This is a genomic window from Alkalinema pantanalense CENA528 (assembly GCF_050753345.1).
GTDB lineage: Bacteria > Cyanobacteriota > Cyanobacteriia > Leptolyngbyales > Leptolyngbyaceae > Alkalinema > Alkalinema pantanalense.
This window is the reverse complement of the sequence record NZ_JBLZFX010000085.1, coordinates 1-26,958: the sequence shown is the minus strand read 5'-3', so window position 1 is coordinate 26,958 and position 26,958 is coordinate 1. Positions and strand designations below refer to the sequence as shown.

Annotated in this window: 16 protein-coding genes and 1 pseudogene; 11 read left to right on the top strand and 6 right to left on the bottom strand. The window is 50.6% G+C overall.

Features of this window, described 5'->3' with window-relative positions:
* Positions 1 to 54: 54 nt before the first annotated feature.
* The 4 genes and pseudogenes from ACN4EG_RS21310 to ACN4EG_RS21295 all read left to right on the top strand — a co-directional run.
* Positions 55 to 351 (top strand): annotated as a pseudogene (locus ACN4EG_RS21310) (VOC family protein); the annotation flags it as partial.
* A 48-nt stretch (positions 352 to 399) separates the two neighbouring features.
* Positions 400 to 762: a DUF952 domain-containing protein gene (locus tag ACN4EG_RS21305; protein ID WP_431632208.1), complete on the top strand. Its 363-nt coding sequence runs from the start codon at positions 400 to 402 to the stop codon at positions 760 to 762.
* A gap of 286 nt (positions 763 to 1,048) precedes the next feature.
* Positions 1,049 to 2,203, top strand: a complete 1,155-nt coding sequence (locus tag ACN4EG_RS21300; protein ID WP_431632206.1) for a hypothetical protein — start codon at positions 1,049 to 1,051, stop codon at positions 2,201 to 2,203.
* A gap of 180 nt (positions 2,204 to 2,383) precedes the next feature.
* Positions 2,384 to 2,776 (top strand): hypothetical protein, encoded by a 393-nt coding sequence (locus ACN4EG_RS21295; RefSeq protein WP_431632205.1) that lies wholly within the window; start codon positions 2,384 to 2,386, stop codon positions 2,774 to 2,776.
* Here ACN4EG_RS21295 and ACN4EG_RS21290 read toward each other — a convergent pair.
* Entirely contained in the window at positions 2,695 to 3,921 is a 1,227-nt protein-coding gene (locus ACN4EG_RS21290; RefSeq protein WP_431632204.1) for an ABC transporter substrate-binding protein, read from the bottom strand. The two genes, ACN4EG_RS21295 and ACN4EG_RS21290, sit on opposite strands and share 82 nt — an antisense overlap.
* Before the next feature lie 257 nt (positions 3,922 to 4,178).
* Here ACN4EG_RS21290 and ACN4EG_RS21285 point away from each other — a divergent pair, with 257 nt between their 5' ends.
* Positions 4,179 to 5,000, top strand: a complete 822-nt coding sequence (locus ACN4EG_RS21285; protein WP_431632203.1) for a flagellar assembly protein H — start codon at positions 4,179 to 4,181, stop codon at positions 4,998 to 5,000.
* Positions 5,001 to 5,182: 182 nt separating this feature from the next.
* Here the strand turns inward: ACN4EG_RS21285 and ACN4EG_RS21280 are convergent, their stop codons facing one another.
* From ACN4EG_RS21280 to ACN4EG_RS21270, 3 genes are all read right to left on the bottom strand, one after another.
* Positions 5,183 to 6,253 carry a GUN4 domain-containing protein gene (locus ACN4EG_RS21280; RefSeq protein WP_431632202.1) on the bottom strand — a complete coding sequence of 357 codons (1,071 nt, stop codon included), beginning with the start codon at positions 6,251 to 6,253 and terminating at the stop codon, positions 5,183 to 5,185.
* 450 nt (positions 6,254 to 6,703) lie between these two features.
* Entirely contained in the window at positions 6,704 to 7,933 is a 1,230-nt protein-coding gene (locus tag ACN4EG_RS21275; RefSeq protein WP_431632207.1) for an HhoA/HhoB/HtrA family serine endopeptidase, read from the bottom strand.
* 384 nt (positions 7,934 to 8,317) lie between these two features.
* Positions 8,318 to 10,771: a bifunctional serine/threonine-protein kinase/ABC transporter substrate-binding protein gene (locus tag ACN4EG_RS21270; protein WP_431632201.1), complete on the bottom strand. Its 2,454-nt coding sequence runs from the start codon at positions 10,769 to 10,771 to the stop codon at positions 8,318 to 8,320.
* Positions 10,772 to 11,261: 490 nt separating this feature from the next.
* Between ACN4EG_RS21270 and ACN4EG_RS21265 the strand changes: the two genes are divergently transcribed.
* Positions 11,262 to 12,626, top strand: a complete 1,365-nt coding sequence (locus ACN4EG_RS21265; RefSeq protein WP_431632200.1) for a hypothetical protein — start codon at positions 11,262 to 11,264, stop codon at positions 12,624 to 12,626.
* A gap of 94 nt (positions 12,627 to 12,720) precedes the next feature.
* Here the strand turns inward: ACN4EG_RS21265 and ACN4EG_RS21260 are convergent, their stop codons facing one another.
* Positions 12,721 to 15,108 (bottom strand): tetratricopeptide repeat protein, encoded by a 2,388-nt coding sequence (locus ACN4EG_RS21260; RefSeq protein ID WP_431632199.1) that lies wholly within the window; start codon positions 15,106 to 15,108, stop codon positions 12,721 to 12,723.
* A gap of 1,188 nt (positions 15,109 to 16,296) precedes the next feature.
* On the opposite strand from ACN4EG_RS21260, the gene ACN4EG_RS21255 reads away from it, so the two are divergent.
* From ACN4EG_RS21255 to ACN4EG_RS21235, 5 genes are all read left to right on the top strand, one after another.
* Positions 16,297 to 18,462 (top strand): response regulator, encoded by a 2,166-nt coding sequence (locus ACN4EG_RS21255; RefSeq protein WP_431632198.1) that lies wholly within the window; start codon positions 16,297 to 16,299, stop codon positions 18,460 to 18,462.
* A 10-nt stretch (positions 18,463 to 18,472) separates the two neighbouring features.
* A complete protein-coding gene (locus ACN4EG_RS21250; protein ID WP_431632197.1) occupies positions 18,473 to 20,323 on the top strand; it encodes a PAS domain-containing sensor histidine kinase in 1,851 nt (616 codons plus the stop codon).
* Positions 20,320 to 20,718, top strand: coding sequence for a response regulator (locus tag ACN4EG_RS21245; RefSeq protein WP_431632196.1), 399 nt, complete (start codon positions 20,320 to 20,322; stop codon positions 20,716 to 20,718). The genes ACN4EG_RS21250 and ACN4EG_RS21245 overlap by 4 nt, the downstream gene beginning before the upstream one ends.
* A gap of 96 nt (positions 20,719 to 20,814) precedes the next feature.
* Complete coding sequence (locus ACN4EG_RS21240; protein WP_431632195.1) at positions 20,815 to 22,068, top strand: class I SAM-dependent methyltransferase; 1,254 nt, start codon at positions 20,815 to 20,817, stop codon at positions 22,066 to 22,068.
* Between the two features lie 71 nt (positions 22,069 to 22,139).
* Positions 22,140 to 22,790 carry an NAD(P)H-dependent oxidoreductase gene (locus ACN4EG_RS21235; RefSeq protein ID WP_431632194.1) on the top strand — a complete coding sequence of 217 codons (651 nt, stop codon included), beginning with the start codon at positions 22,140 to 22,142 and terminating at the stop codon, positions 22,788 to 22,790.
* A gap of 102 nt (positions 22,791 to 22,892) precedes the next feature.
* Here ACN4EG_RS21235 and ACN4EG_RS21230 read toward each other — a convergent pair.
* Positions 22,893 to 26,958, bottom strand: a 4,066-nt coding sequence (locus ACN4EG_RS21230) for a trifunctional serine/threonine-protein kinase/ATP-binding protein/sensor histidine kinase (RefSeq protein ID WP_431632193.1), incomplete at its 5' end; no start/stop codon positions are given.

Genomic DNA, 26,958 nt, shown 5'->3' with positions numbered 1-26,958 from the left:
CTCCCACCCAACACCCTCCGCACCGTCCACCACATCGCCCTCAACGTCAAAGACATGCAAGCCTCCTGCCACTTCTACGGCACCGTCCTCGGCCTGCACCAACTCTCCGGCGAAGAAATCCCCTCCACCCTCAAAGACCTCGTCGCCAGCGGCAAAGTCACCAACTTCAAAACCCCCGACGGCCTCATCCTCGACCTCTTCTGGGAACCCGATCTCAGCCCACCCAACCCCGACCCCACCCAACAATTCACCCGCGCCAACCACCTCGCCTTCGACATCCACCCAGAAAGCTTCGATCGCGCCGTCGCAATCCTCAAAGCCAACCACATCCCGATCGACGCAGGCCCCGTCTCCCGCCCCACCGGACGCGGCATCTACTGCTTCGACCCCGACGGTTTCATGATCGAAATCCGCTGCGATCGCATCGACGAAATCTACCACATCACCACCGCCCCCGCATGGCAACAAGCCCAAGCCAGCGGCACCTATCGCGCCCCCAGCCTCGACACCGAAGGCTTCATCCACTGCTCCACCCGCGAAAAAATTCTTTGGGTCGCCAACCAGTTCTACCGCGACCAACCCGACCTGGTTCTGCTCTGCATCGACCCGCAAAAAATCACCGCCCCCTGGCAATTCGACCCCGTCCCCGAAGTCGGCAACTTCCCCCACATCTACGGCGACCTAAATTGCACCGCGATCGTGCGAGTCCTTCCCTTCCAAGCCCAGCCCAACGGCGAATTCACCTGCCCTGAAACCACTTGATTCTCATACTCATTGCCGCCCATTCCATCCACCAAAACTCGTATCAAGTTCAGTAACAACAGCAACGGCCCAAAATAGCATTGCTAGATTATTGGGGAACGGAAAGTACACAACGGTAGTCATCAGTCTCATCACAACGGTAGTCATGACAGTAGTCACGACTGTAGTTCCAACTGTGGTTCCAACTGTAGTTATGACAGTGGTTCTAACTGTGGTGAGAACCCGAGCTACACCAGCACTAGCTGTACCCGTACTCACCCTATACTCAATTGTTTAGTGAAGCTTTATGAAACGCCCCCCTTTGGTTCTTTCGTCTTCCACCTTCCTCCGTTGTGGATTCACGCTAATCGGTTCTAGTCTGATTTGTTCTAGCCTAGTGCTTTTGGGCGGAATGCAACCTAGCCCAGCCCAGTCCGCTAAAGCCCAGTCTCTCCGGTTAGAACGTCCAACCAGCACAATCCCGATCGCCCAAGCCAAGCTTCCCACTGACGTTATTTCAGCGATTCAAAAAGATCTCCAACAGCGTTTTGGGATTAAAAACATTCAGGTTGTCAGTTATGCCGCCCAGGAATGGCCCGACGGTTGTTTAGGGTTAGCCAAGATGGAACCCTGTACATTGGCAACGGTACCCGGCTGGCGGGTGGTTGTCAGCGATGGGAGCCAGCAAACCTGGGCCTACCGCACCGATCGTAGCGGCAATATCGTGCGCCTCGAAGACTCCATTCAAACCACGAAACCCGCCATTCCCCAACCGGGCATTCTCTCCAAGCAAGCCGCTGCCAAATTATTGCGACAGGTTTCCCGCGATACGCGCATTCCTCGAGGCAAGTTGAAAATTGCGGAAGTCAAAGAAGCTGGATTCGATGGCTGTTTAGGGATTTATCGTCCCAATCAAGCTTGTACCAAAATTTTCATTCCAGGTTGGCAAGCGATCGTCACTAGCCCCAATCGTAGTTTTGTTTACCATCTCGATCAATCCGGCGATCGCATTGCCCAAAATACCACCGCCAGTGGGGCAATGACGCCGCCCGTACGGGTTTCCTTTGAACAGTTCGGGGGTGGAGAAGCGCCCAGCATAGAACCCAACGTGGTATTTCGCAGTAGCGTTTCCGGTGGGCTTGCCGGGATGGTCACCACGGTGACGCTGACGGACGACGGCAAGGTCACGGAATGGACGATCGGGCCAACGATTAAATCCCGTCCCGTTGTGCGCAAAACCCTAACGCCTAAGCAAGTCGAAGCCTTCAAACAAAGCTTAGAACAGGCCCGCTTCCCCAACCTAAATGGCCTCAGCTACCTGACCTCCGCTGCCCTAGCAGACTATCCCACAACCACGTATCAAACGCCCTACACAATGGTTCAGTTAATTGATCTGGAAGTGAAAAGTATGCCTCGATCGCTTCAGCAATTGTATAAGCAATGGGAAAGCCTGATTAAATAGCGAAATCAACGTTAGTATGGCAGATACCCCAACGCCCATACCTCATCCCAAATTGATTAATCAATGCTACAGTTCCGATCTCCCATAGCCCTCGCGCTACGCGGCTGTGCTAGAAAAAAGAGGAATTTAGTCAAATTCTTTCAAATTACCCCTTTTTAAGGGGGGTTTAGGGGGATCTTCATGTATAGCAATCACAAGTTGATTTGGTATCATCCACCATTGCAAGGCTGGATTGCGGAATATAGCGCCCAGGGAATGGAAGGTGAGGTGTGGCGGATTTTTCAGGATGGTCAAGCGGCTCAGAGTCGGGAAGCTGGGTGGCAGTTAACGGGAATGCATCGGCTGCAAACGGGGCAGGAATTGACGATTCTGGCGGAGGATGGCGCAGTTCTCTGGACAGGGCCGATCGAACCGATTCGGGTTGGCTGGTTCCGTTGGCGTAGGATTTTTCCCGATGATCCCGATTGGGCACCTCCTGGCATTCCCCTAGCTCAATGGGCTAGCTGGTTTCGGGCCTCTCCGCCCTTAGCCGCTATCTTGAAATATCCCGATTCTGCGGTTAATTCCAAATGATGCTGGGCTGTATTCAGCGCGGTTTCCGGTGAGGTTCGTCCCAGCAATACCGATTCGATCGCCCGTCCAATTTCTTCAGAAATGCGGTTATAGCCCAGAAAGATAGGCCGCGATCGACCGACGGCAGATTGCGCGAGAAACACATCTACAGCAGGCTGCTGCGATCGAAACTGTTGGTAAGCTGGATTGTCCCGCGCTTTGAGATTAACGGGTAAATAGCCCGTCTGTACGCCCCAAGTGGTTTGAAAGGCTTCACTCAGGACGTATTGGGCAAACTGTAGAGCAGCCCGTTCCCGATCGGGCGTAGACTTCATCACAAAGAGATTTTCGCCGCCGATCGCCGTTGCCGATCGGCTGTCCTGCGGCAGGGGCATCACCGCAAAATCTACCCCCGTTTGTTGCAATTGTCCCAGTGTCCAAGGCCCAGTTAATTGCATCGCCACCTTTCCGGTTAGAAAGGCATCCAGTTCATAGCCCCGTTCCGGTTGCGATAAGATGGCAGATCCGTTTTGAATTAAATCTTGCCAGAATTGCAGGGCTGCGATCGCGCCCGATGAGTTGACTGTAAGCTGACCGTTGTCGATTAATTCACCGCCCGCACTCCAGAAAAACGGTAGCCACATAAACACAGACCATTCTCCCTTACCCAACGGTAGCAATATTCCATGGCGATCGGGTTTGCCATCGCCGTTGGTATCTTGGGTTAACTTTTGTGCGATCGATCGTAATTCTGTCCAAGTCTTTGGAAGTGTTGTAATTCCTGCTGCTTTAAGCAAACTTGGACGATAAAATAAGCCGACGTTATTAGTTCCAAAGGGAATCGACCAGGTTTTGCCTTCCAGTTCCATGCTATCCCACAGCGCTGGATCGATCTCAGCACTTTCCGGAATCGTCGGCAACCAGTCATCCAGCGATCGCAGCACATCCAGTTCGACAAGCTGACCCGTCAAGGTAGGGGCATACCACAACAGATCGGGCAAAGCATCCCCCACCGCCGCCGCCAGAATTTTCGGCAACTGTTGATCGCCTTGCCCCACGTAGAGGGATTGCACCTGAATATCGGGATGGGTTTGGTTAAAGCGATCGACGAGGTTATCCAAGACCGATCGATTGGCAGGCGGATTCACGCCCTGCCACAGGCTCAAAGTTATCGGCTGGCCTTCCTTCTGCGGAACCGCTTGGCATCCCAGTAATAAGATAAAAAGTGCGCAGCATAGGATGGAAAGGATAATTTTACTAATCCTTAAACTAATCATTGATGCGATCATTAAACCAATCTCTGTACTAACCCATCATCCCATATCATCTCGTCCCCAAATCTTGCTTCTTTCACTCTATAAAAAAGCTGATTATCCGCTCCCAATATGATACGATCGAACTACCATGCTTTAGAAATTGAATCATGACCCAAACCCCGCACGACCAATTAGCGAAACAATACCTAGAAGAATTCTTAGCGCCGTTTGGGGTTGTGCAACGACAGTATGAAGTACCTGGGGAGACAAAGTTTATTGACGTTTGGTTCGTACCTCAGATGATGAATATACCAACAGACGATTTGGGGTTATTGGGAAAGATGGTGCAGAAGCCTTGCTTGTTGGAACCCTATCGGAATGTGCCGACGCGAACGGAGGTACGGGTGTCGGTGATGAAATTGGTCTGGGTGCAGGAAGATGAGCGGCGTAAAGCTCAAAAAGATGAACTACCAGAGGACGCACAGCCGCTACTTTGGATTTTAGCGGCAACGACTTCTAAACCACTTCTTCAAGATGCGAATGCAGTCATTCAACCAGATTGGCTACCAGGTGTATATTTCACGGCAAATCTATTCAAGACTGCGATCGTAGCCATTGACCAATTACCAGAGACAGATGAAACATTATGGTTGCGAGTATTAGGGCGGGGTAAAACCCAGGAACAGGCCATTCGTGAGGTTCTAGCCCTACCATCCACGCATCCTCGGCGGAATACAATTTTGCGGTTGTTGGCCTCGTGGCGCGTTAGAATTGATGTGGGAGAGTTGGCTGACTTCAACGATCGGGAGGAACTGATGGCGTTATCTGAAGCATTTCTGACCTGGGAAAAAGAAAAGGAAACTCAGACAAAAATTACGATCGCACTGAATATGCTACGAAAAAATATATCTCTAGAAACGATAGCAGAAGTTACGGGACTGGACATTGAACAAGTCCAACAACTCCAATCTCAAACTAATCAGAATTAAAATCCGATCGCTGGTTCTAAAAAGGTCACATCTAAAATAGTAACAGCAGCATTTCTAGAGGTATAATTTACAATCCCTGCGAGATCATTAATTCCACATAAAAAAGAGGCCCGATCGAGCCTCTCAAACATCACATTTCCGAACCTATTAGCGTCATTGTTGCCGTCAGAATTACGCGCAATCTACAGGGCTGACTTGAGCCGTGCCATTAGCCGAGGAAGGTAGCCGTAGAAGCGTTCATTCCGTAACTGCATCGCATCCGTATGACAACTCCCACAGTGCGACCCATCGCTAGGTGCCGCTAACCCATAAACAACCGAGTCCGACACCCCCATCCAGGGTAAATGCCCCACAGGAGCCTTGTCCGAATACTTAATTTCCGATTCGTTTAACCAATCACTACTCAGAAAATCATTTTCCTTACGTGGCTGTGTCAACTTCCAACCCACCCGATCGCGGAACTGATTGATCGCCGCTGTTTCATCCTTTGGCGACTTCGCCCGGATCGACTCCCAAATTTTAGCCTGCACACTCAAGCCAAACCGACCTTGACTCGCCTCTAACCAAGCTTCATCGATCGCCCGAATCAGTTCCGGCGTCAACTTAATTTCTGGCAACGGTTTCAACGAAACAGACGAGGGATCTAATAACCGTCGTGTTTCCCGATCGGCCAAGGCCCAGTTTTTCGCCTTCAGCGCTTGCTGGAGCGGTGCTAGGGTTTTCAGCAGAGCCTCTTCCGATTGGCATGACCCCGCCTCCGATCGCACAAACTTTTGGGAACTTAAATAATGAACAATTTGTATTTTTTGGGGTTGCCCATTGGTCGGACGCAAACTGATGTAGAGACCATTAGCCGACGCTTTAACTCGATATAGCCGAAACCCATCATTGGGCTTGCCGCGAAATTCCCCAGTAAACGGTAGCTTAGAATAATCTGCATCCGGTGCAACCTGTTCATAGTCCTCAACAGTTGCTTTATTCAGCCAGGTTTGAACTTTCCCCGACAGATCGCGGCGCTGAACCGTTAGCGTCACGGTTCTACCAACTGGGTTTTGGGGCGTATCGGGTGCCACTCGATCGGGAAAAGCCCCCGTTAAACGGTAGGTTAAACGCCCACCTTGCTCGATCGGAATAGTCGCTTGGCAGGTCACTGCTGGGGGTAACACCTGCGCAGAAACCGGGGGAATGATTGCAGTACTCAGCACTGTCGCAAGACCCGTGATTGCCAATCGATTAACAACTTGCCATGGCATAAAACACCTCAACTTCCAAGTAGGAGAATAGATTCGCAATTGCAGAGGACTCTTACAGTTTAATGACGACACTCATCCTAGAATGTCAGGTTACTCAAATGGATACGCACTGCATGTCAATGATTCCGAAACTAGCCCGAGGAATAGACCGACAACGCCAAAAAAAAGAGGCCCGATCGAGCCTCCCAAACATCCATTGAAGTCCTTGTAAAATCCTGATTCAACTCAAGAAATGCACTTCCATCAAGCTTAAAAACCAGGGCCTGGGTCAATCTAAGCATTGGCTGCCACTAAACATTGACTACCATTAAGCATTGATTCCTACATTGCAGCGATCGCAAATCTTAATGCAGAAATTGCTTAATGCAAAAATTGCACTATCGAAATCGCATTCTAGAAACTGCGCTGTAGCAACTGCATCACTGAGAGTAGATGATTATTTAGTGTAAATTAATTTTGGGCCGTTCGCGTAGGAAATGCACCGGGTTGCACTGCGATCGTTTGCGTTTGACCATTGCGCCGCACTTCCATTTGCAAGGTTCCACCCACAGAACTCGCTTCCACCGCTTGCTGTACTTGTTCCGCTGTCGTCACTCCATTGCCATTGATCTTCTTAATCACATCCCCAGCCCGCAGACCCGCCTTCGCCGCTGGTGAATTGCGCTCCACCCGGAAAATTAGAACGCCCTGATCTTCATCTACCGTCACATTACTGTTCGGATCATCATTAATCTGCTTCTTCAGTGCTGGCGTTAGGGTTGTCATCCGAATTCCCAAATAGGGATGGTTCACCTTCCCGTTTGCCATCAACTGATCGGCAATCCGTTGCGCTGTCTTAATCGGAATGGCAAAGCCTAACCCTTGGGCACTGGCAATAATGGCTGTATTCATGCCAACCACCTCGCCCCGCTGGTTCAGCAGAGGGCCACCGGAATTCCCCGGATTAATCGCCGCATCGGTTTGGATAAAGCCCACCCGCTTATCTGGAACTCCCACCTGGGCACTGCTGCGGCCCGTTGCGCTAATAATCCCAGCAGTAACGGTATTGTCTAACCCCAAGGGATTGCCGATCGCGATCGCCCATTCCCCCGGTTTCAAGCTATCGGAATCGCCCAATTGCACCGTCGGCAAGTTATTGGAGCCTTCGATTTTGACAACCGCCACATCCGTTAAAGGATCGGCCCCAAGTACCTTGCCTTTGAATTCCCGGCCATCCCGCAGGACCACCGTTACGGTATCTGCCCCATCAACAACGTGGGCGTTGGTTAGCACTAAGCCATCTTTGTTATAGATAAAACCTGATCCAGTCCCCCGTTCCACCCGCTGGGACGGCATATTGGGCACATCCCCAAAGAAATTGCGGAAAAACGGATCATCAAAAATTTCAGGGCGGCGGGTTTTTACTGTCCGGGAGGCATTAATCCGCACGACCGCAGGGCCAACCCGTTCCACCGCCGAAGAAATAAAGTTGTCCCCCGTTGCAGCGATCGCCCCGGTACGATTTTGAGCCACGATCGCTGGACTGGAATTTTGTGCCACTGCTGCCGGAGGTGGAGCCAAGAGTCGGCCTCCCGCCAGTGTTGCCCCCGCACCGATCAAAGGTAAGGCTGCATACAGCGCAATCTTCTTCAATGTCGATTTCGACGCTGGGCGATCGGATTCTGGATGTGGGTTCAACATAGTCATGGGATTGTAATACTCCTTCCTTTAGTCTAGCAATTGGGCATAGGGTCAGGGATTCTGAAATCGAGCCTGCCATCGGTTGGGATTTTCCCTGGGCCGAATCTGTCTTACCGAATCTGTCTTACCGAATCTGTCTTTACGATAGGCATCTAATATGACATTCAGTTCACGATCTCATTTCACCCATGTGACCCCTGTCATGCTCTGTATATAGCCCTAGGACAGGCTTTTCCGGTTTTTTGTGCCCGTCATCAGGACTTCATCGGATCAACACAGGGATGACAAACTCACCCTTTACCTTAGTTATCACAGGTGAATGAATGACGAAGGCAGGCAGGCTTGTTACGAGCCTGTCCTTTTATTTTGTAGGTACTTTACGGGTTATTTTGTAGGTACTTTATTGGGATGGACTGTTGAGTTTTTGACGGTGGCGGCGCTAGCGGAATTGGGCTGAAGCGATCGAAACTCATAGCCCTGTCCTGTGCGCTTCGGCCATACCTGCACTAATTGAATCGCCCCTTGGGGATCTCCCGTGGGCAAAAACTGCACCGGGCGAGTTGATCCCGGAGCCGTAAACTGGGGATTGGAGAGCACATTTTGGATCCCCTGCCGAGTAGGGGCTTGGGCGATCGCGCGACCCATTGCCATCGTGGCATCATAGGCCAACGCACTGCGCCACGTCACCTCCCGTTGCCAAAGACGATTTGCCTGAACTTGAAATTGCGATTTTTCTAAGCCCACCTGCTGAGTGGGTACCGCTAACACCATGCCCTGGGCGTTCTTGCTACCTACTTGCAAGGTTTTATTGGAATACATGGCATCCCCCGCCAGCAAAGGAAGTCGATTTTGGTTAGCCTGTAACAGTAACAAGGCCCGATCGCTGGCCTCGCTACTATTGGCCAAAATCAAGACTTCGGCTTGTTTCTGCGCAACGGTCTCTAGGGCTTCAACGGGATTGAAATCCGGTTGGTTCAAGTTGATTTCTGCAACAACTTCACCACGACTACTGTAAAAGAGCGAGTTTTTAATCTCCGCTTTTAGGGACTGGCTGTATTTACTATTGGAGTTGTAGGCAATGGCAACTTTACGTTTCTTTAATTGATTCAAAATGTATTCACTCAATTGTTTAGCAGGCAATCGATCGCTGGGCATTGTCCGAAAAAAGTAACGACTGATTCCCGAAAGCTGCACCGCTGAACTCAAGGGTGAAATGGCCACCATGCCTGCCCGCTGATAGACTTCTACCGTCGCCAATGTGGTATCACTGGTGCCATGACCTACCACGCCCAAAATAGTGGGGTCATTGACGAGGTATTGCGCCATTTGCTGGGCAGTTTCCGCTTGATTTTGATCATCGGCGATCGTCACTTTTAAGGGCTTCCCCCCCAGTCCACCGGATTGATTCAATTGCCACTGCGCCTGCGCAACCCCCCGCAATAACTCCTGGGCAGACTGGGGGTTACTACCAATCGGCACCACTGCAGCAATCGTGTAGGCAGTGGTTGGATCGACGCGGGCATTGTTGAGATAAATGAGGTTTTCAGGGTCGGCGGGGGCTTGCTGTCTGGCCTGTTCCAGTAAAGTGATCGCCGCTTTGAGTTCGCCTTGCTTCACCTTGGCCACGGCTTCTACTTTGGCAGGCAATAAATTGTTGTTGAATAAAATTTGTTCCCCCCCACTGACCCGTTTGCCCATTTGTTCCTTCAGCGATGGACTCAGCGTCGGGGGCGTTGGCTGAACTTGTAACTGGGAGAACCAAGTCTGGGGCCATCCAAGCAACAGGGTGGTCAGGACTCCGGCACTGGCCACCGCCCCCAAGCCTCCGATCGTCCGCCAATTGAGCCAACGGCGTTGTAGCTGGGTCGGTAACGGGTGATCCAACTGGGTTACGACGCTTGGGCCTGACTGAACGGCTAGATCTGACCGTTGTGCTTGAAGCTGAGATAAGGGCATTGCGGTACGGCCTGCAGGACGATACCGCCAACGATCGAGGGCTTGCAAGACTTCCCCCGCAGAATGGTAGCGATCGCGGACATGGAATCGCGTCATCTGATCCAGGATGGTTCTGAGTTCTGCACTCACCTGCACCCGATCGTGCCAAATTAATTCCCCGGTCTGGGCATCGCTGGGCAACTGGGTCGGGTGCTGTCCCGTCAAAGCTTGGATGGCGATCATGCCCAAGGCATATAAATCGCTGCTGTATTGTGGTCTTCCTAAACATTGCTCTGACGCAGCATAGCCAGAGGTATACACCGGGATGCTGGGCTGGTTGGGGGGAGGGCTAGTGGGTAGAGTGCTGGTTGGCGGCTGGGTAATCGCCACCGGAGTTTGAAAGGCATCCTGGGTTTTGACCGCCCCAAAGTCAATCAGGACTAAACGATCGTCCGTAGATCGACGCATGAGATTATCAGGCTTGAGATCCCGGTGGATCACCCCATGGGCATGCACAAAAACTAAGGTTTCTAAAACATCCTGTAGGAGCTCCAGAACCTGCACTTCACTAAGCCGATGACCGTGGCTGATTTCTGCCGTTAACGGCTGTCCGGTAATTAATTCTTGGATCAGATAAAATTCTCCATCCTCCTCAAAATACGCTAGCAATTGGGGAATGCGATCGTGGCGACCCAGTTTTTCTAAGGTTTCCGCTTCCTGGGCGAACATCCGTTGGGCTTGCTGGAGAAGGGTTGGATCAGGGCTGCTAAAGCGAAACTGCTTCAGGACGCATTGGGGATGGCCGGGACGTTGCAAATCCTCGGCAATATAGGTATGCCCAAAGCCGCCTGCACTCAGGCTTTGGATAATCCGATAGCGGCCTCCCTTGATCGCTCCCAGCATTGCACCTCTGACCCAGCAGTCTATAGATGAATATTGGCATTGTAGGCGCTCATCGCCCGATCGGATGGATTCCTCCTCCAGAAGCCGTCTGAAGGCCAGAGGAATTCCCACAGATTTCGCAAGACTTGAGCGATTTTTTTGTTACGCTGCAAATAGAACGTGTGTAAATCCCTGTGATACCCTGTTGGTGACGCCATATCTGACACTCAGAGAATTTTTGATTTGGCAGTTCTCGATCGTTCCATGCATCGATTTGAGCACCAGTTCTATTGTTTCAGCGTTTGCAGCGAAGTTTTTGCGGATAGTGAGATCTCTGGTCGTGATTGATGGTTCTCGATCGTGGTTTGCCAATAGATCGCCGCTACGGAACTGGTTTGAAAGGGGTGTATTCCGCGTTGGTGTCACGAAATTGTGTTCTATATCAGGCTCTGGTCTACAAGACAATTAATTTACGTCACGAACCATTAGCCCGACGGGCGGGGGTTCCTCAATGAATATGTCGTCTGCATCTCCTGTGGTGCCCACGAGCACCGTTGGTTTTTTACCACTCCATGATTTTCAAGTTCTACCAACTACACCGCTTTCCGTTGTGGTGAGCCAGTTTAAGGCGAAGCCTCAACTTCCGGGAGTGCTGGTGATGCATCAGGAGCAACTCTTGGCGGTTCTATCCCGATCGTTCTTTTTTGAGCGCATTATGCTAGAGCGGCCCCTTGCCAAAACAACAGCGATTCAGCAATTACTCTCTCTGGAGAAAGATCCACCCCTAATTGTGTCGGATACTTGTAGCATTCCAGAAGCCGCTGACCAAGCCCTCAAACGCAGAAACCAGGTCAACTTTGATCCCCTGGTTCTACAGTTTCGGGATGGCAGTTTACGGATGGTGGATCTGCGCGATCTGTTCGTTGCCCAAGCTCAAATACAGGCCCAAGTCCAAGCCCAAGCCCAAAAAGTCCAAGCGGCACAACAACAGCAACTATTACAATATCAGACCACCTTGGAGCAACTCCAACAGGCATTAGACGAGGCTAATCAAACGATCGACGTTCGCAACCTAGTACTACAAAACCACCAACAGCACCTAGAACGCCAACAGTCCCACCTGTGCCAGAAGAACCATGAAGTTAAACAACTCCACAAACGGCTAGAGACGCTTCAGTCGCTGTTGGATACCCGCATTCGCCAAGTATTACAGCAGACTCTTGACAACATTTCTGAGATTGCTAGGGGAACCGATCGGCTAATTACCACGAGTGTAGGTTTAGCGAAGGATTTGGAAACCGTTCGCACCACGTCCAATTTAATCCAACAGGTTAGTAAACAATCCCGATTTCTGGGTTTACACACGGCCATTTTGGTCAATCGATTTAGTGGCGAAGGTCTGGAGGGCTTTAGCCAAGTGATCAGCGATATTACTCAATTAGTGAACCAGACGAGCGAAGCCGATCGGCATATGGGACAGACCCTCCATCGGATTAAAGGCAATATTGCTGACCTAGCTCAAGTTGCCCAGATTGGTGCGAACTCGACTCAAACGCTCATTCAACAAGTGGGTGATATTGATGAAGTGTTGGCACAGTTAGAGCACTTGATTCAAGCGGAACTGATGATTCCTGAAGCACCCTTACTAACCGTCGATCAAAAATCAACCATTCAAACCACTCGTCAGTTAATGCGGCGGATTGAGCAGGTCAGTACCGTCCTCGCCGATCTGTATACCCAGCCGCAACACTCCGATCTGCGCATCATGATCCAAAACATTGAACAAAACCTCAAACGCAACGCCCTACTAGCCAGCACGATCGCCAAACCCAGCGGGGAAGCTGCTGCTGCCCCACCGGCCAAAACGCTGGTCTAATCCCTCCTTCTGCCCCCATCAATTGGGTGGGAGCGAGCCCAATCGATTGAGGATGACCGATGTCGGTGTTTTTCACAAGTTTTACGAGTCTGCGCTATTCCGCCGCATTTTTAAAACGCTTTAGCTGATACTGTGCATCCCGATAGCAGCCGGTCATCCCTTGATCGACACAGTACTTGGCTGCCCGCTCCAAGTCCTGAATTGCACCTTCTTGGTCAGCCAATTGCGATCGCACCAAGGCCCGCTGATAGTAGGCAAAGGCATGATCGGGTCGAAATTGAATGGCGGTATTGAAATCGGCAATTGCCCCTTCGCGATCGTCGAGATCCATCCGCAGCAAACCCCGCTGGTAATAGGATTTGGCATCTTCTCCATCGAGCTTAATCGCCACATTTAAATCCGCCATCGCCTGCTGGAGATTGCCCGTCCGATGGTAAGAAAGCCCCCGATTTTGGTAGGCCGAAATTAAGTTGGGATCAATGCTGGCCGCTTGGGTACAGTCGGAAATAGCTCCTGCTTGATCCGCCAAATTCGATCGGGTCAGACATCGATTAATATAGGCCGCTGCCAAATTGGGCTCTAGGCGAATGGCGTTACTGTAGTCCTTGAGGGCCAAGCCCGATTTCCCCAAAGCCGACTGAGCTTGCCCCCGTTGGACATAGGCTTCGGGCAATTCACCGTTTAACTGAATGGCTTGGTTATAGTCTCCGACGGCTCCCTGCGGATCCCCTAGGCTCAAGCGAATATTGCCCCGTTGGAAAAAAGCTGGCGCATCTTTTCCATTTAATTGAATGGCTCGGGTAAAGTCTTCTAAAGCCCGCCGCAGATCCTTTAAGCGATAAAATGCGACCCCCCGATCGTAATAGGTTTGGGCATCCGCTCCATTCCACACGAGCGAGCGATCGAAACTTTGCAGCGCCGCCCGATAGTTTCCTTGCAAACTCTGGTTTAATCCTGCCTGTCGAAAGTACCCCGCTAACCAGCCCTGGGGCACTTGGTATCGCCATCCTAGCCAAGCAGTAGTCAACCCAAAACAGCCTGCGACAATCCACCCCATCATTCCCCAAGACCACCAAGAACGGTGGGGAGAAGAGGGCGCGGAGACCGTTTGGGAAATCGGGGGGTCTCCCGGCGGCTGCCGTGAACCCTGATGGCTCGTCGCTTGGGGCGCGGGTGCGGCAGGAGCGATCGTAGGAATGGGTTGGAGGGGGGTGACTTCGGGTCGCGCCGCCTCCGGGACAGTCAACCGCGCCGCAGGATTGACCTCGAGTTGCAAGGCAGTCGGCTCAAACCCCACGATCGCCCCCGCTGGCATGTCTGCTACATCTGCCCCGTCTGCCGGGAGGTCAGCCGTCGCCTGGGACGCCGGAGTGTTAGTTTCCAACGCAGGTTCCCGTGGGTGTTCCAAGGGATGATGCCTCTGCGGTCTTCCCTGACGCAGCAAGCCCGATTGTAGGGAGTCTGGGCTTTGGGTCATTGTGCCATTCCGGGCACCATTCCGCTGGGCTTGGGGACTAGCAACCGCCCCCACAGGCTGAACGGCAGCGTGACCTTCCGAGGGGCTTGCGATCGAGTCTGAATCTTGAAGGGGTGAATAGTTGGCTTCTAAACTATTTGAATGAGCAGGATTTAACGTGGAGGGGGGCACCGGCGATCGCCGCTGGGGAGGACGGGGTGGAGGGAGATCGGTGGTGGGATCTTCATCCATGAGCAGATTTCTCAGAATGCGCCGCGCAATCATTGCGGAGGGATAGCGCTGCTTAGGATTCACCAAAGTTAAGCGATCGATGATTTCAGCGAAATCCCGACTGACGGTCGTTTTGCTCTGCCAGTGGGGCTTAGCAAGTAGGAGAGCCTCCGCCCCCAGCCCCGTCAGGGCCTGAATAGCAATCATACCGACTGAATAGAGGTTGCTGCTAAAGAGTGGGTTGCCTGCTAATTGTTCGGGGGGAAGATAGGGCTTGGGATTGGGATGAACCGGATTCTGGGCTTTGGTCGAGTCTTTCAGGGGCAAAACCAATAAATTAATCAGCACCAACTTGCCATCAGACTGTCGCCGCAGCAAATTATCGGGATGCAAGCCTCGCAAAATCACTTCATGGCGATGCAAAAAGACCAAGATATCCAGTAGCTCCAACATCAAGTGGATTACTTGCGGTTCTGGTAAGGGCTGTTGCAATTCTTGACTGAGTGGGTGCCCCGCCACGAACTCCTCTGCGAAGTAAATCTGCTGATCCTGCTCAAAAAAGGTCAATAATCCAGGCAAATGGGGATATTTACCCAGTCGAGAGATCGCTTCAAGCCGTTGCTCCAGAATCAACTTGGCAATCTGAAACGCCTGAGGGTTACCTGCGGGCGTTGGGAGCTTTTGAATGACACAGCAGGGATACCCCGGACGATGGGTATCTGAGGCAAGAAACCCATTTCCTGCTTCGTACATTTGCGTGACTTGAAACCGATCTGCTAGCAGTTGCCCAATCATAGCAAGGCGATCACTTTCTGTTAGGCCATCATTTTGTTAGGCCATTTTCTAGTAGGCCATCATTATGTCATGAAAAAATGTAACCCTTCGTTCCCGCGAGAATTCAGGGAAGCCAATTTCCCAATTTTGCCTAGTTGTATCCACAATAACGACCCTAGGCACGAATTTTACATATTATTCAGATTATTAAGCTCATCAGTGATTGAGCGAGGTCATGTTGTAATAATGACATCCTAAACTCAATCATTGAGTTTAGATTGCTGCCCCACCCATGTCCCATTTATACGGATCCCTCTAGCTTCTCCGAAGCCGATCGCCCAAGCCCTGGTGCTAGTTCAAATCACACGAGTTCAAGTTACTAGTTACAATCACGCTAGTCTCAGCAAACACAGCCTGCAACTGTGACTTGCTGGTGCTGCCATAGTTCTTGCAACCCCGACCACTCATCTTGCCAGGACTCGCATCTAGGAGGCGTATCGGTTCGTATGACCCAACTTCTGTGCTTTAGCCGACCTTTTTTTAGCATGGGACACTTTGAGAAAGTGTCAAATCTAACTTGCGTTCTCGTAAACGATCGGTCAAAGTGTTACACAGAGATGCCTATACATGTACTCAGATTATCCAGGTTTGTCATCAATCCTCCGGGAGACAATCCTCGGAAGTTTGCCAGCAGTTGTCCCAACTTAGGATTATGCAGCTTGATTGTGTAACTTAGGGTTGTGTAACTTAGGGTTGTGTAACTTAGGGTTGTGTAACTTAGAGTTGTGTAACTTAGAGTTGTGTAATTAAGGGTTGTGCAACTTAGGGTTGTGTCACCAGGAGCTCTATTTTACGGGTGCTAAACGTTCTTGCAATGCTTACTTAATGGATTGAAAATGGACTGAAATTGAAGTTAATGGGGTTCAATTGTTATTTTGCTTTTCTACCCTTCAATGCAACATTTTATTGCTTTGCCCTACCCAATCGCAGCCGATGCAGTGATTGGGGACAAGTTAGTCTAGATAGATGATCTAAAATTAGCAAATCAGTAACTTAATCTCTTACTTAAGATGAGCAATTTGTAAGATTGGGTTTAGATTCAGTTTAGAGATGAGTCTAGAGCCCCATCCATCTCCTTCGAGTTGCCTATACTTCAGCATTGCCCCATAGCCATTCTCCTTTACGCAATTCATCTGCGGTGCTTTCACCATGAGAATTCTGATTGTTGAAGATGATGAACTCATTGCAGAAACGCTGAGTACAGCGTTAACTGAACAGCATTATGTGGTGGATATTGCCAATAATGGCAAGGTGGGGTGGGATTTTGCGAGTAGTTTGAGCTATAGCTTGATTTTGTTAGATGTCATCCTGCCGGAACTGGATGGACTGAGTTTTTGCAAACAGCTCCGATCTCAAGGAGATTCCACCCCTATTCTATTTATGACGGCAAAGGACGCCCGCACAAATTTAATTCGGGGACTGGATGCAGGGGCTGATGATTACGTCACTAAACCCTTTGACATTGAAGAGATCCTGGCACGGGTGCGAGCCTTGTTGCGCCGGGGGCATGCCGTGTTGCCGCCCACATTGAAATGGGATGACTTGGAACTCGATCCCAGTACCTGCGTTGTGTCTTGGCGGCAGCAGCCCCTCAAGTTAACGCCGAAGGAATACAGTTTACTTGAATTATTGCTCCGCAATCCTCAACGAATTTACAGTTCCAGTGCCTTGATTGACCACCTGTGGGCCTTAGATACTCCCCCCACGGAGGACACGATCCGATCGCACATCAAAGGGTTGCGCCACAAACTCAGAAAAGCAGGCATTACAGCAGATCCGATCGAAACGGTCTATGGCATTGGCTATCGCCTCCGAACGCCTCCAGGTCGGCTGACATTAGATACGCCGTCGGATACGCCGTCTTCCAAGGCACCCCCTTTAAATTCAGCGACCTTCACATCACCGCCCCCCGTTTTTTCCCCTTCGCTGGAGCAGGAATCCCCAGAACTGTCGTCGTCCTTGCAGCAGGGTATGAGTGAAATCTGGCAGCAATCCCAACCCCAACTGAAAGCCCGTTTAACGCTTCTGGAGCAAGCGATCGCGGCTCTCCGCCAAGGGCGATTGGATGCTGAGCTGGCAGAACAAGCCAGCCAACAGGCTCATAAATTGGTGGGCACTTTAGGGATGTTTGGGGCGGATGCGGGCTCGGCCATTGCCCAACAAGTGGAACGGACTTTCCAAGGCGGTTGGGCAGGGGCATGGCTGGATCAACCCACGGCCATCGATCGCCTGGAGTCCCAAGTCCAAACGTTGCGTCAGACGATCGAACAACTGACATTAACATTAAGTCAGCCGCCATTAAGTCAGCCGCCATTAAGTCAGCCGCCATTAAGTCAGCCGCAGCAGCCCCTTTCTCTAGTGTTCGAGCAGTCTGTTGAACTGGAAGATCTCGTTATTCCTCTCCCCCAACACCCCGAAACCATTGCGGCAACGGTCATGGTTTTAGACAGCGATGGAAACACCTTGCGCGCCCTGGAAACGCTGTTACAACCATGGGGCTTTCAGGTGATTACTTGTGATCGATCGGAACACCTCTGGGCGAAGTTGCAGGAACACAGCCCCCAACTGCTAATTTTGGATGTGGACTTACCCAAAAGCAATGGAATTAGTCTCTGTCAAACCTTGCGAAACTCCCAGCAATGGAGCAGCTTGCCGATTTTGTTCCTAACAACCCGTACAGATGCGGAAACAATGCACCGGGGATTTGCCGCTGGAGCCGATGACTGGGTCAGTAAACCCTTTGCAGGGCCGGAACTGGTGACTCGGATTCTCAATCGCCTGGAGCGATCGCGACTGTTGCGGAGTCTTGCGGAAATAGATCCTTTAACAGGCGTCACCAATCAGCGCAAAGTCAGTGAGGAATTGACCAAGTTTTTAGCGCTGTCTGAACGCCACGGCAAGCCCTTTTGCCTCGCATTGGTAGAAATTGCTCAGCTCCAAGACATTCATTATTACTATGGGTCTGCCATGGGCGATCAAGTTTTGCAGCGCTGTGGACAGTTACTTAAACAAACCTTCCGGAGTGAAGATTTGGTAGGGCGATGGGGCAACGAAGAATTTGTCGTGGGAATGTACGGTACAACGGTAATGGGAGCGATGCAACGGCTCCTCGATGCGGTGCAATCCCTACGCAACCAGGTTTTTGTTCCGGATCAAAGTTTTCCTTTTGACGTGACCTTGAATATTGGAATTGCTGCCACACCTCAGGATGGACAAACTTTGACGAGTTTGTATCAAACGGCCCAACAATCCCTGCATCAAAACCGCTTGAATCCTCGAATTCGGCGGCACCAGGAAGCCCCGGTGAATTTTTAGGAGGTGGGTCATGCCAAGGCTGTGGAGTCCGTCCAACAACAAACGCAACTGGCATCCCCAGCCTGCTGAGGTTCTACCTTGGCTGTTGGGGGCAACGGTGGTCTTCCTGCTCTGGTACCTGTGGCAGTCCCTCATCCCCCTTCCCAATCCCCAAGATGAACGATTGATTCTCTGGACGATCGTCGGAGTGGGCGCTAGTGTGACACTTCTGATGGTGTGGGCATTACGCTTAGTACAGATTAGTCAGCATTCGGCTCGCCAAGTGGAAGCCATCAACACCAAATTGACTCAGCAAATCCAAGTCCGACACCAAACGGAATTAGCACTGCAGCAATATATCGAAGCGATTCAAGATCTCTATAACAACGCGCCCTGTGGATATCACTCCGTGGATGCCAACGGAACAGTGGTGATGTTGAACGATACGGAACTTAATATGCTGGGCTATAGCCGCTATGAAGTCATCGATCGTAAAAAATTTACAGAACTGCTTGCACCGGAAAGCATCGCCGACTGGCTAGAGTCCTTTGAATTACTGAAGCAGCGCGGGTGGATTAAGGATGCAGAATTCTGGATGCAACGCAAGGATGGCAGTACCTTTCCCGTGTTGATTAATGCTACGGCAATTTTTGACGACGACGGCAACTACGCCATGAGTCGATCGACCTTGCTGGATTTACAGGCTCGTAAATTAGCCGATCAAAAGTTGCAGGAGCGGGAAGCCCAATACCGCGCCATCGTCGAAGATCAGACGGAACTCATTTGTCGTTTTCGACCCGATGGAACCTTAACATTTGTCAATCAAGCCTACTGCCGTTACTTTAATCAAGATGCAGCCGATCTGCTTAACCAGTCATTTATTCCCCTAATTCCTCCGGAAGATCAGACGCGATGGACCCAACAGTTAACGCAGCTGAGTCCAGACTGTCCCATGGTGCAGTCCGAACACCGAGTTATACTGCCCTCCGGTGAGATTCGCTGGCAGCAATGGACCGATCGCGCCATTTTTGATGAAGCTGGGCAAATTATCGAAATTCAAGCAGTGGGGCGAGACATTAGCGATCGGCGGGAACTGGATCGGCTCAAGGATGAATTTGTCTCGATCGTCAGCCATGAATTGCGTACCCCCTTAACGGCGATCGCGGGAGCCTTGGATTTACTGGCCAGTGGCAAGCTCTCCCTACAATGCGAAGAAGCGAAACAGATGCTAACGATTGCGGCCAGTAATACCGATCGCTTGGTCAGGATGATCAATGATGTGCTGGATATGGAACGAATCAAATCCGGCGAAATTGCAATGAATCGGCAGCCTTGCAACATTGAGGAGATTGTGCAGCAATCCATTGCAGTGATGCAAACCATGGCACAACAGGCAGGAATCCAGCTTCGGGTGTCGTCCATGAGTGCAATGGTTTTAGCGGATCGAGATCGACTCATTCAAGTGTTAATTAATTTGTTGAGTAATGCAATTAAGTTTTCCGATCGAGGCTCTACTGTTTGGATTGGCATTGAGCGCATAGAAAGTGCGAATAAGTTACTATCCCAGGATTCTACGAACTATTCTCCGCTAGACTTTCCAGCATTACTGATCACCGTTCAGGATGAAGGTCGAGGGATTCCAGAGGAGAAGCAGCAAACGATTTTTGAACCCTTTCAGCAGATTGATGCCTCTGATTCCCGTCAGAAGGGAGGAACGGGGTTAGGGCTGACCATTTGTCGTAGCATTTTGTCCCAGCACGATCTGCCGTTTTGGTTAGACAGCGCGATCGGCGTTGGCAGTCGGTTTTCCTTCGCCATTTCAATCCTGCCGAGAACTTTAGAAAATCAGGGAGGTCAGCTTGAGGGAGGCTCACTGGAATGACTGCTTCTGCCACCCAACGGCCCAAACATATTTTGATCGTCGATGATGAAATGGATATCCAAGCTGTGGCACGGTTAGCGCTGCAAACGGTGGCAGGGTGGCAAGTCACTACAGCCAGTTCAGGGGCGGAAGGCATTGCTCAGGCTCAGCGGTTACAACCCGATGCGATTTTGTTGGATGTGATGATGCCGGAGGTGGATGGACTCTCGACGTTGCAACAACTCCATACCCATCCTAAAACCCGATCGATTCCAGTGATTCTGATGACAGCGAAAACACAACTGCCGGGGATGGAACATTTTTCGACCTTGGGAATTGCGGCGGTGATTACGAAACCGTTTAAGGCCATGCAACTGGCGCAACAAATTGCCCAAGCGTTGGCCTGGAAGGATTAAGGGGCTGTGTGGATTTAACAACCAGGGGGCTGGAGGCGAGGGGCCTGAAGAAATTGAGTCTATGAGTTAGGGGGGTAACTCTGTGAGATAGTGGTGATGGCTCGATCGCGCGAGTCACGTCAATCTTTCGTTTTATTGCAATTTCAACCTCCAATGACCGACCATCAGGCGATTAGTACTGCTGTTGCAAATCTCTATAATACCTATCCCTTTCCACCGGAGCCGCTACTGGATGAACCGCCAATCGGCTACAACTGGCGCTGGAATTGGCGGGCGGCCTATCACTTTTGCACAGGACGGCAACCCGATCGCCAGGATATTCGGATTTTGGATGCGGGTTGTGGGACGGGCTGCGGCACGGAATATTTGGTGTACCTCAATCCCCAAGCTGAGGTAACGGGCATTGACCTGAGTGCAGGGGCATTGGAAGTTGCCAAGGAGCGCTGCCGCCGCAGTGTGGGCGATCGGGCAACGTTCCACCATCTGAGTTTGTTTGATGTGGATCAGTTGCCGGGACAGTTTGACTTCATTAACTGCGTAGGAGTATTGCACCATACGCCGGATCCGGTACGGGGGATTAAGGCACTGGCGGAGAAGTTGGCCCCTGGGGGTCTGTTTCACATTTTTGTCTATGGGGAACTGGGGCGGTGGGAAATTAAGTTGATGCAAGAGGCGATCGGTCTATTGCAGGGGGACAAGCGCGGCGACTATCGCGATGGGGTACAGGTCGGTCGGCAAATTTTTGCATCACTGCCTGAGAATAATCGCCTACGGCAACGGGAAAAGGAACGCTGGGCGATGGAAAATAATCGGGATGAATGCTTTGCCGATATGTATGTGCATCCCCAGGAAATTGATTACAACGTGCATACGTTGTTTGACTTGATTGATGCATCAGGATTGGAATTTGTCGGCTTTTCTAATCCGGCGGTGTGGAACCTCGATCGCCTAATTGGTCAGTCTCCGGAATTGCAGGAACGAGCAGCCCAACTGAGTCCGCGCGATCGCTATCGCCTAGCGGAGATTCTCGATCCCAGTTCCTTTACCCATTACGAGTTTTTCTTAGCCAAGCCACCGTTTACCAAAACGGATTGGAGTTCCGATGAAGTGTTGTTGCAAGCGATTCCGGAACGGAGTCCTTGTATGGAGGGCTGGGAAAGTCCCTGCATTTTCACCTATGATTACCAAGTCGTTAATCTCAGTGATGCAGAGTTTAAATTTCTGAAGGCGGCAGATGGCAATACCACTCGGACAGTTGCGGAGATTTTGACGGAGGTGGAGTTAGGGCTCGATCGGGTGCGTGCGTTGCAGCAGCAGCAGATTGTGCTTTTGACGCCGACCCATTCCTGACGACAGATCCCCGTCTTTCGCAGAACGCGCTATCCTGTTGGGTGAAATTGTACGAACCCTAGGGATGTCCCATGTCTAATTCTGCTGCTCTTTCTCCTGAGGCTGCGCTCCAGCAATTGCAATGGCGCTATGCGGTGAAGAAGTTCGATGCTAGCCGACAAATTCCGGATGAGGTGTGGCATGCACTGGAGCAAAGTTTGGTGCTGGCTCCGTCTTCCTTTGGCTTGCAGCCTTGGAAGTTTTTTGTCGTGCGCAATCCGGAATTGCGGGCGCAGCTTTTGCCCCACACGTGGAACCAGGCGCAGGTCGTGGATGCGTCCCATTTGGTGGTGCTGGCAATTAAAAAGGATTTGGATGGGGCGGATGTCGATCGCTATATCCAACGCATGGCGGAGGTGCAGGGCACGACGGTGGAAGCACTGGAGGGCTTTGGCAAGATGGTAAAAGGTTTTATGGGCAGTATTGATGTCGATAGCTGGTCGGCGAAGCAGGTCTATATTGCCTTGGGGCAGTATATGACGACGGCGGCGATGTTGGGGATTGATACTTGTCCGATCGAGGGCTTTGTTCCGGCGAAGTATGATGAGGTGCTGGGTCTGCCGGAGAAGGGCTATTCTGCGGTGGTGGTGTGTCCGGCGGGCTATCGGGCTGCGGATGATAAGTATGCGGAGAAGCCGAAGGTGCGGTTTGTGACGGAAGAGGTGGTGGAGTACATTAACTAGTTGGTAAAGCGATCGTGTGTTCGATCGTGGATGTTGATCGAACACACGTAATCAGTCATGCTGGAGCAATCTACCTGCAATCTTTCATGCAGAATGGGCGGCTCAACCCCTGATCCCCAGTCGAATGCAAAACTCAGTCCCTTGTCCTAATTCCGACTGCACTACCAAACTGCCACCGTGTTTCTCTTCGACAATCTGACGAGCGATCGCCAATCCCAAACCTGTCCCTTTGCCAACCCCTTTAGTGGTAAACAAATGGTCAAAGATCCGGGATTGGATTTCCTCAGTCATGCCTTTGCCATTGTCGCAAATCCGGATTTCGGCGGTGTCGGCAGCAACCAACCCTGTCTGAATCGTCAGAGTTTGCGGATGCGCTTGCAGATCGGTAAACGTAGATTGCTGAGCCATTTCATCAAACATGTCGATCGCATTAGCCAAAATGTTCATAAACACTTGGTTGAGTTGGCCAGGGAAGCATTGGATATCTGGCAATTCCCCATACTGTCGCAGAACCTGAATTTCAGGACGGTGTTCATTGGCTTTGAGCCGATACTTAAGAATCATCAGGGTGCTGTCGATTCCTTCATGCAGATTTACTCTGACTGTATGTTCGGTATCGGCACGGGAGAACGTGCGGAGGCTAGTGCTAATGCCTGTGATGCGATCGGTCGCTCCTTCCATTGAAGTCAGTAACTTGGGTAAGTCTTCTGTGAGGAATTCCAGGTCAATGTCTTCAGCATTGTCTTGAATCGGCGCAACGGGATTAGGATAGTGTTGCTGATAGAGGGCTAAATGTCCCAGCAAATCTTGCACGTAGTCTTTGCTATTGCTGATGCTGCCATTCAGGAAGCCGATTGGGTTGTTAATTTCGTGGGCGACTCCAGCCACCAAGTTCCCAAGAGAGGCCATCTTCTCGCTTTGCACAATTTGCAGTTGGGATTGTTCTAATTGTTGGGCATAGGTCTGTGCTTGTTTGTAGAGACGGGCATTTTCGAGGGAGATGGCCGCTTGGGTGCAGAGGAAATTGAGCACTAAAAGGCGATCGCTGGTAAATGCACCACTCGTAGCACGATTCTCCAGATACAAAATCCCCATCAACTGAGCCTGATTTAAAATCGGCAAGCACAAAACACTGTTCGGTTGTTGCTGACTCAAATATTGTCCAATCACGGGTAAATCGGTTTTACCATCGTCAATAATCACAGTTTCTTGAGTATTTTTGACATACTGAATCAGTTTCACGGGCACTTTAGCATTGCCTTCCAGAGGTTCAGCCCACAATTCAGCAGCAGCGGGTGTGGCAATGGCAGCAATTGACCATTCTCCATTGGGATTCGGCAGGATTAAGGCGCAGCGATCGCCTCCCGAATTTTGCAAAATAATCTGGGTGAGTTGGTGTAATAATTCATCCAGTTGAATCGTACCAGCTAGACTTTGAGAGGCTTTGAGGATAGCAACGAAGTCAATGATGGTGTTGACGCTGGTGCTCGAAGAACGACTAGTCTCAATAGTGGGATGCAGCAAACGATTAGAAGTACCAATGCTGGCTAAGGTCTCAAAGACATTGAGGGGCTGGGTGGCAGCTTGGAGAATGGGGCGCAATAACTGGGGATAGTGGAATTCTAGATTGTCGGTTTTGGCTTTGGCTCCCCATCGGGCATAGCAATAGTAGGCTTCTTGCATGTAGCCTGCGGCGACTTTTTCTTTACCCCAGTTGAGGTAGAATTTTGCAGCAAGTTCATTAGCAAGTCCTTCTTCATAACCATATCCCTGAGAATTCGCTTGAGCGATCGCTTGGTCATACCAATTTATTGCTTCCGCCTGTTGCCCATTGAGGCGTGCTTTCTCAGCTTGCACGAGTAGGCATTTGTGGCGAATATTTTCAGGGCAATCGTTCTCCCAATGGTTTAACTGTTCTTCTAAGGGGAATATGGCTCGCCAATGGAGCTGACGCTGCGATTCTTCATGACTTCTCTCAATCAGTGCCAAATGCATCAAGATCACATAAAAAACACTAGATGGAAGTTTTGCATGACTGGGAATCGTATCTTGAATGATACTGAGTTTAGGAATCAATTCTGAATAGACGCCAGTCTGCTCGAATAAGTAAGCATGGCGAATCTTGACAGAATAGAACCAGGCTAAATGATAGGCAGTCTTGTGATATTTCTGCAAATACTCTGCTTCACTGAAATCATCATCATCAAAGGTGAATGAAGTATGGGTTAACCCTAAAAGATTACGAATGGGTTGCAACACTCCGACAGTCAAGGCATCTAGGTTCTCTAGACTTTTGATCTGACGCAAAAACGCCGCATGGGTTTGGGCAATTTCGTAGAGGTCATTCAGTTTTTTGCCATAGGTGAGCCGATCGGAGCCACTTTGCATCATCATGAAGCCAACCGTCAACCAATTGCCAGCATCCATGCCATGCTTCAAGGCATTCTCATAGTAAGTATCAGCGGCTCGGATTGGACGACGCCAACTATGCACATCGGCAGCAAATAGGAAGTTCGTCATGCCGCGAACATCTGCGTTATCAAATTGCTCGCAAAGTTGTACTGCCATGCGACCAAACTGATAGGCTTGATCAGCATTTTTCAGCAGTGCGTTGGCAATTAGTCCGTACCCTACATAGCCAAAGGGCGACATATCGCTATTGCCATGTTGCAACGATAAGGTGGTCATTTTTGCCAGTGCTAGTAATGCTAGGGTGGGTTGCCCGTCTAGCCATGCAGCGTAAAAGAGAATTTGTAAAATCCGCAATATTTCTGCGGTGGTGTCATTCACCATTTTCGGTAATGTCAAAATCGACTCAACGGTGTGCTGCTCTAGGAACTGATTCACCGTCGCAATTTCTTCATCGAGGTGCTGTTGAGTGCTTTCTGTATCCACTGGCATAGACCAGCCGAGTATTTGTAAGCTTTGGCGTTGAATTGCGATCGCTTCAGCATTGCGCCCCTGAAGTTGATATTGCGTCATCTGCACCCGATAAATCACCGCTTGATCGAGGGGTGTCTGAGCCTGGGCAAGCGTTCTTTGATACAGGTTCTCTGCCCGATCGAAATTGCTACTGAGGTAAGCAGCTTCTGAACCCTGTCGATGTAACGCATAACTCAACTGATAATCGGTTTCCCAGGCATCTGCTGGGAGGAGATCAATACCAATTTCGCAGTAGGCTTGGGCTGCTTGATAGGCGGCAGCAAGCTGAGCTTTCTTTCCAGCTTGTAGATTTAATAGTGCAAGCTGCCGCTGTTGATCGACGTGGGTAATCATGGCTTTACCCAAATTCAATTGATTGACCAAATCAAAAATTTGTTCATCCTGTTGTTGTTGCGACCAAGTTTTCCAGAGGATCTGACCGATTTGCCAGTGGGTTGTCACCTTCTGCTCTTCTGGAATGAGTGAATACGCCGCTTGTTGAACGCGATCGTGGAGAAATTTGTAATACAGCGTGTCGTGTTCTTGGTTGGGCGTGTTCTCCGTTCCCCCCACGTAGAATTTATAAATCTCACTTTGCGGTAATACGAATCCTTCCTGTAGCGCTTTCCAGAGCACTGTAGCGACTTCGGTTTGAGATTGCTCTGAGATGATCGCCAGTGTTTCCAAATCAAACTGAGCACCAATACAAGCCGCCAGTTTCAAAATTTTTTGCGTTGCTTCCGGCAGTTTTTGCAACCGCAACGCCATAAATTCCACCACATCATCGGTCAATGCCGCATCCCGAACCTGTGCAATATCACATTGCCAATGGCCCGCAGCTGCATCAAAATTAATCAGCTTATCTTGATGCAAGGTTTTGAGAAATTGGGTGGCAAAAAAGGGATTACCCTGGGTCTTCTGCATCACCAGTTCCGTTAACGGCTCAGCCAACGGCTCCGCACAGTGCAGCGTATCCGCAATCAACTGATTTAAACTGGGCTGGCTCAGGGGTTGGAGAGCGATCGTATTTACCATTTCCCCCGCTTTTTGGATTGTGTCGAGGGTCAACATTAACGGATGCGCCGCAAACACTTCGTTATCCCGATAGGCTCCAATCAGCAATAAATAACCCAGCGATGCTTCAGTCATCAACACTTGCATCAAATTTAATGAAGCAGAATCCGCCCACTGCAAATCATCCAGAAACATCACCAAGGGGTGCTCTGGGGTGGTGAAGACTTGAATG

Bases quoted from the DNA above. Each gene is read 5' to 3' on its own strand.
- ACN4EG_RS21275 (WP_431632207.1), bottom strand. From the start codon at position 7,933: ATGTTGAACCCACATCCAGAATCCGATCGCCCAGCGTCGAAATCGACA.
- ACN4EG_RS21265 (WP_431632200.1), top strand. From the start codon at position 11,262: ATGAATATGTCGTCTGCATCTCCTGTGGTGCCCACGAGCACCGTTGGT.
- ACN4EG_RS21295 (WP_431632205.1), top strand. From the start codon at position 2,384: ATGTATAGCAATCACAAGTTGATTTGGTATCATCCACCATTGCAAGGC.
- ACN4EG_RS21260 (WP_431632199.1), bottom strand. From the start codon at position 15,108: ATGATTGGGCAACTGCTAGCAGATCGGTTTCAAGTCACGCAAATGTAC.
- ACN4EG_RS21240 (WP_431632195.1), top strand. From the start codon at position 20,815: ATGGCTCGATCGCGCGAGTCACGTCAATCTTTCGTTTTATTGCAATTT.
- ACN4EG_RS21270 (WP_431632201.1), bottom strand. From the start codon at position 10,771: ATGCTGGGAGCGATCAAGGGAGGCCGCTATCGGATTATCCAAAGCCTG.
- ACN4EG_RS21245 (WP_431632196.1), top strand. From the start codon at position 20,320: ATGACTGCTTCTGCCACCCAACGGCCCAAACATATTTTGATCGTCGAT.
- ACN4EG_RS21255 (WP_431632198.1), top strand. From the start codon at position 16,297: ATGAGAATTCTGATTGTTGAAGATGATGAACTCATTGCAGAAACGCTG.
- ACN4EG_RS21300 (WP_431632206.1), top strand. From the start codon at position 1,049: ATGAAACGCCCCCCTTTGGTTCTTTCGTCTTCCACCTTCCTCCGTTGT.
- ACN4EG_RS21235 (WP_431632194.1), top strand. From the start codon at position 22,140: ATGTCTAATTCTGCTGCTCTTTCTCCTGAGGCTGCGCTCCAGCAATTG.
- ACN4EG_RS21280 (WP_431632202.1), bottom strand. From the start codon at position 6,253: ATGCCATGGCAAGTTGTTAATCGATTGGCAATCACGGGTCTTGCGACA.
- ACN4EG_RS21305 (WP_431632208.1), top strand. From the start codon at position 400: ATGATCGAAATCCGCTGCGATCGCATCGACGAAATCTACCACATCACC.
- ACN4EG_RS21250 (WP_431632197.1), top strand. From the start codon at position 18,473: ATGCCAAGGCTGTGGAGTCCGTCCAACAACAAACGCAACTGGCATCCC.
- ACN4EG_RS21285 (WP_431632203.1), top strand. From the start codon at position 4,179: ATGACCCAAACCCCGCACGACCAATTAGCGAAACAATACCTAGAAGAA.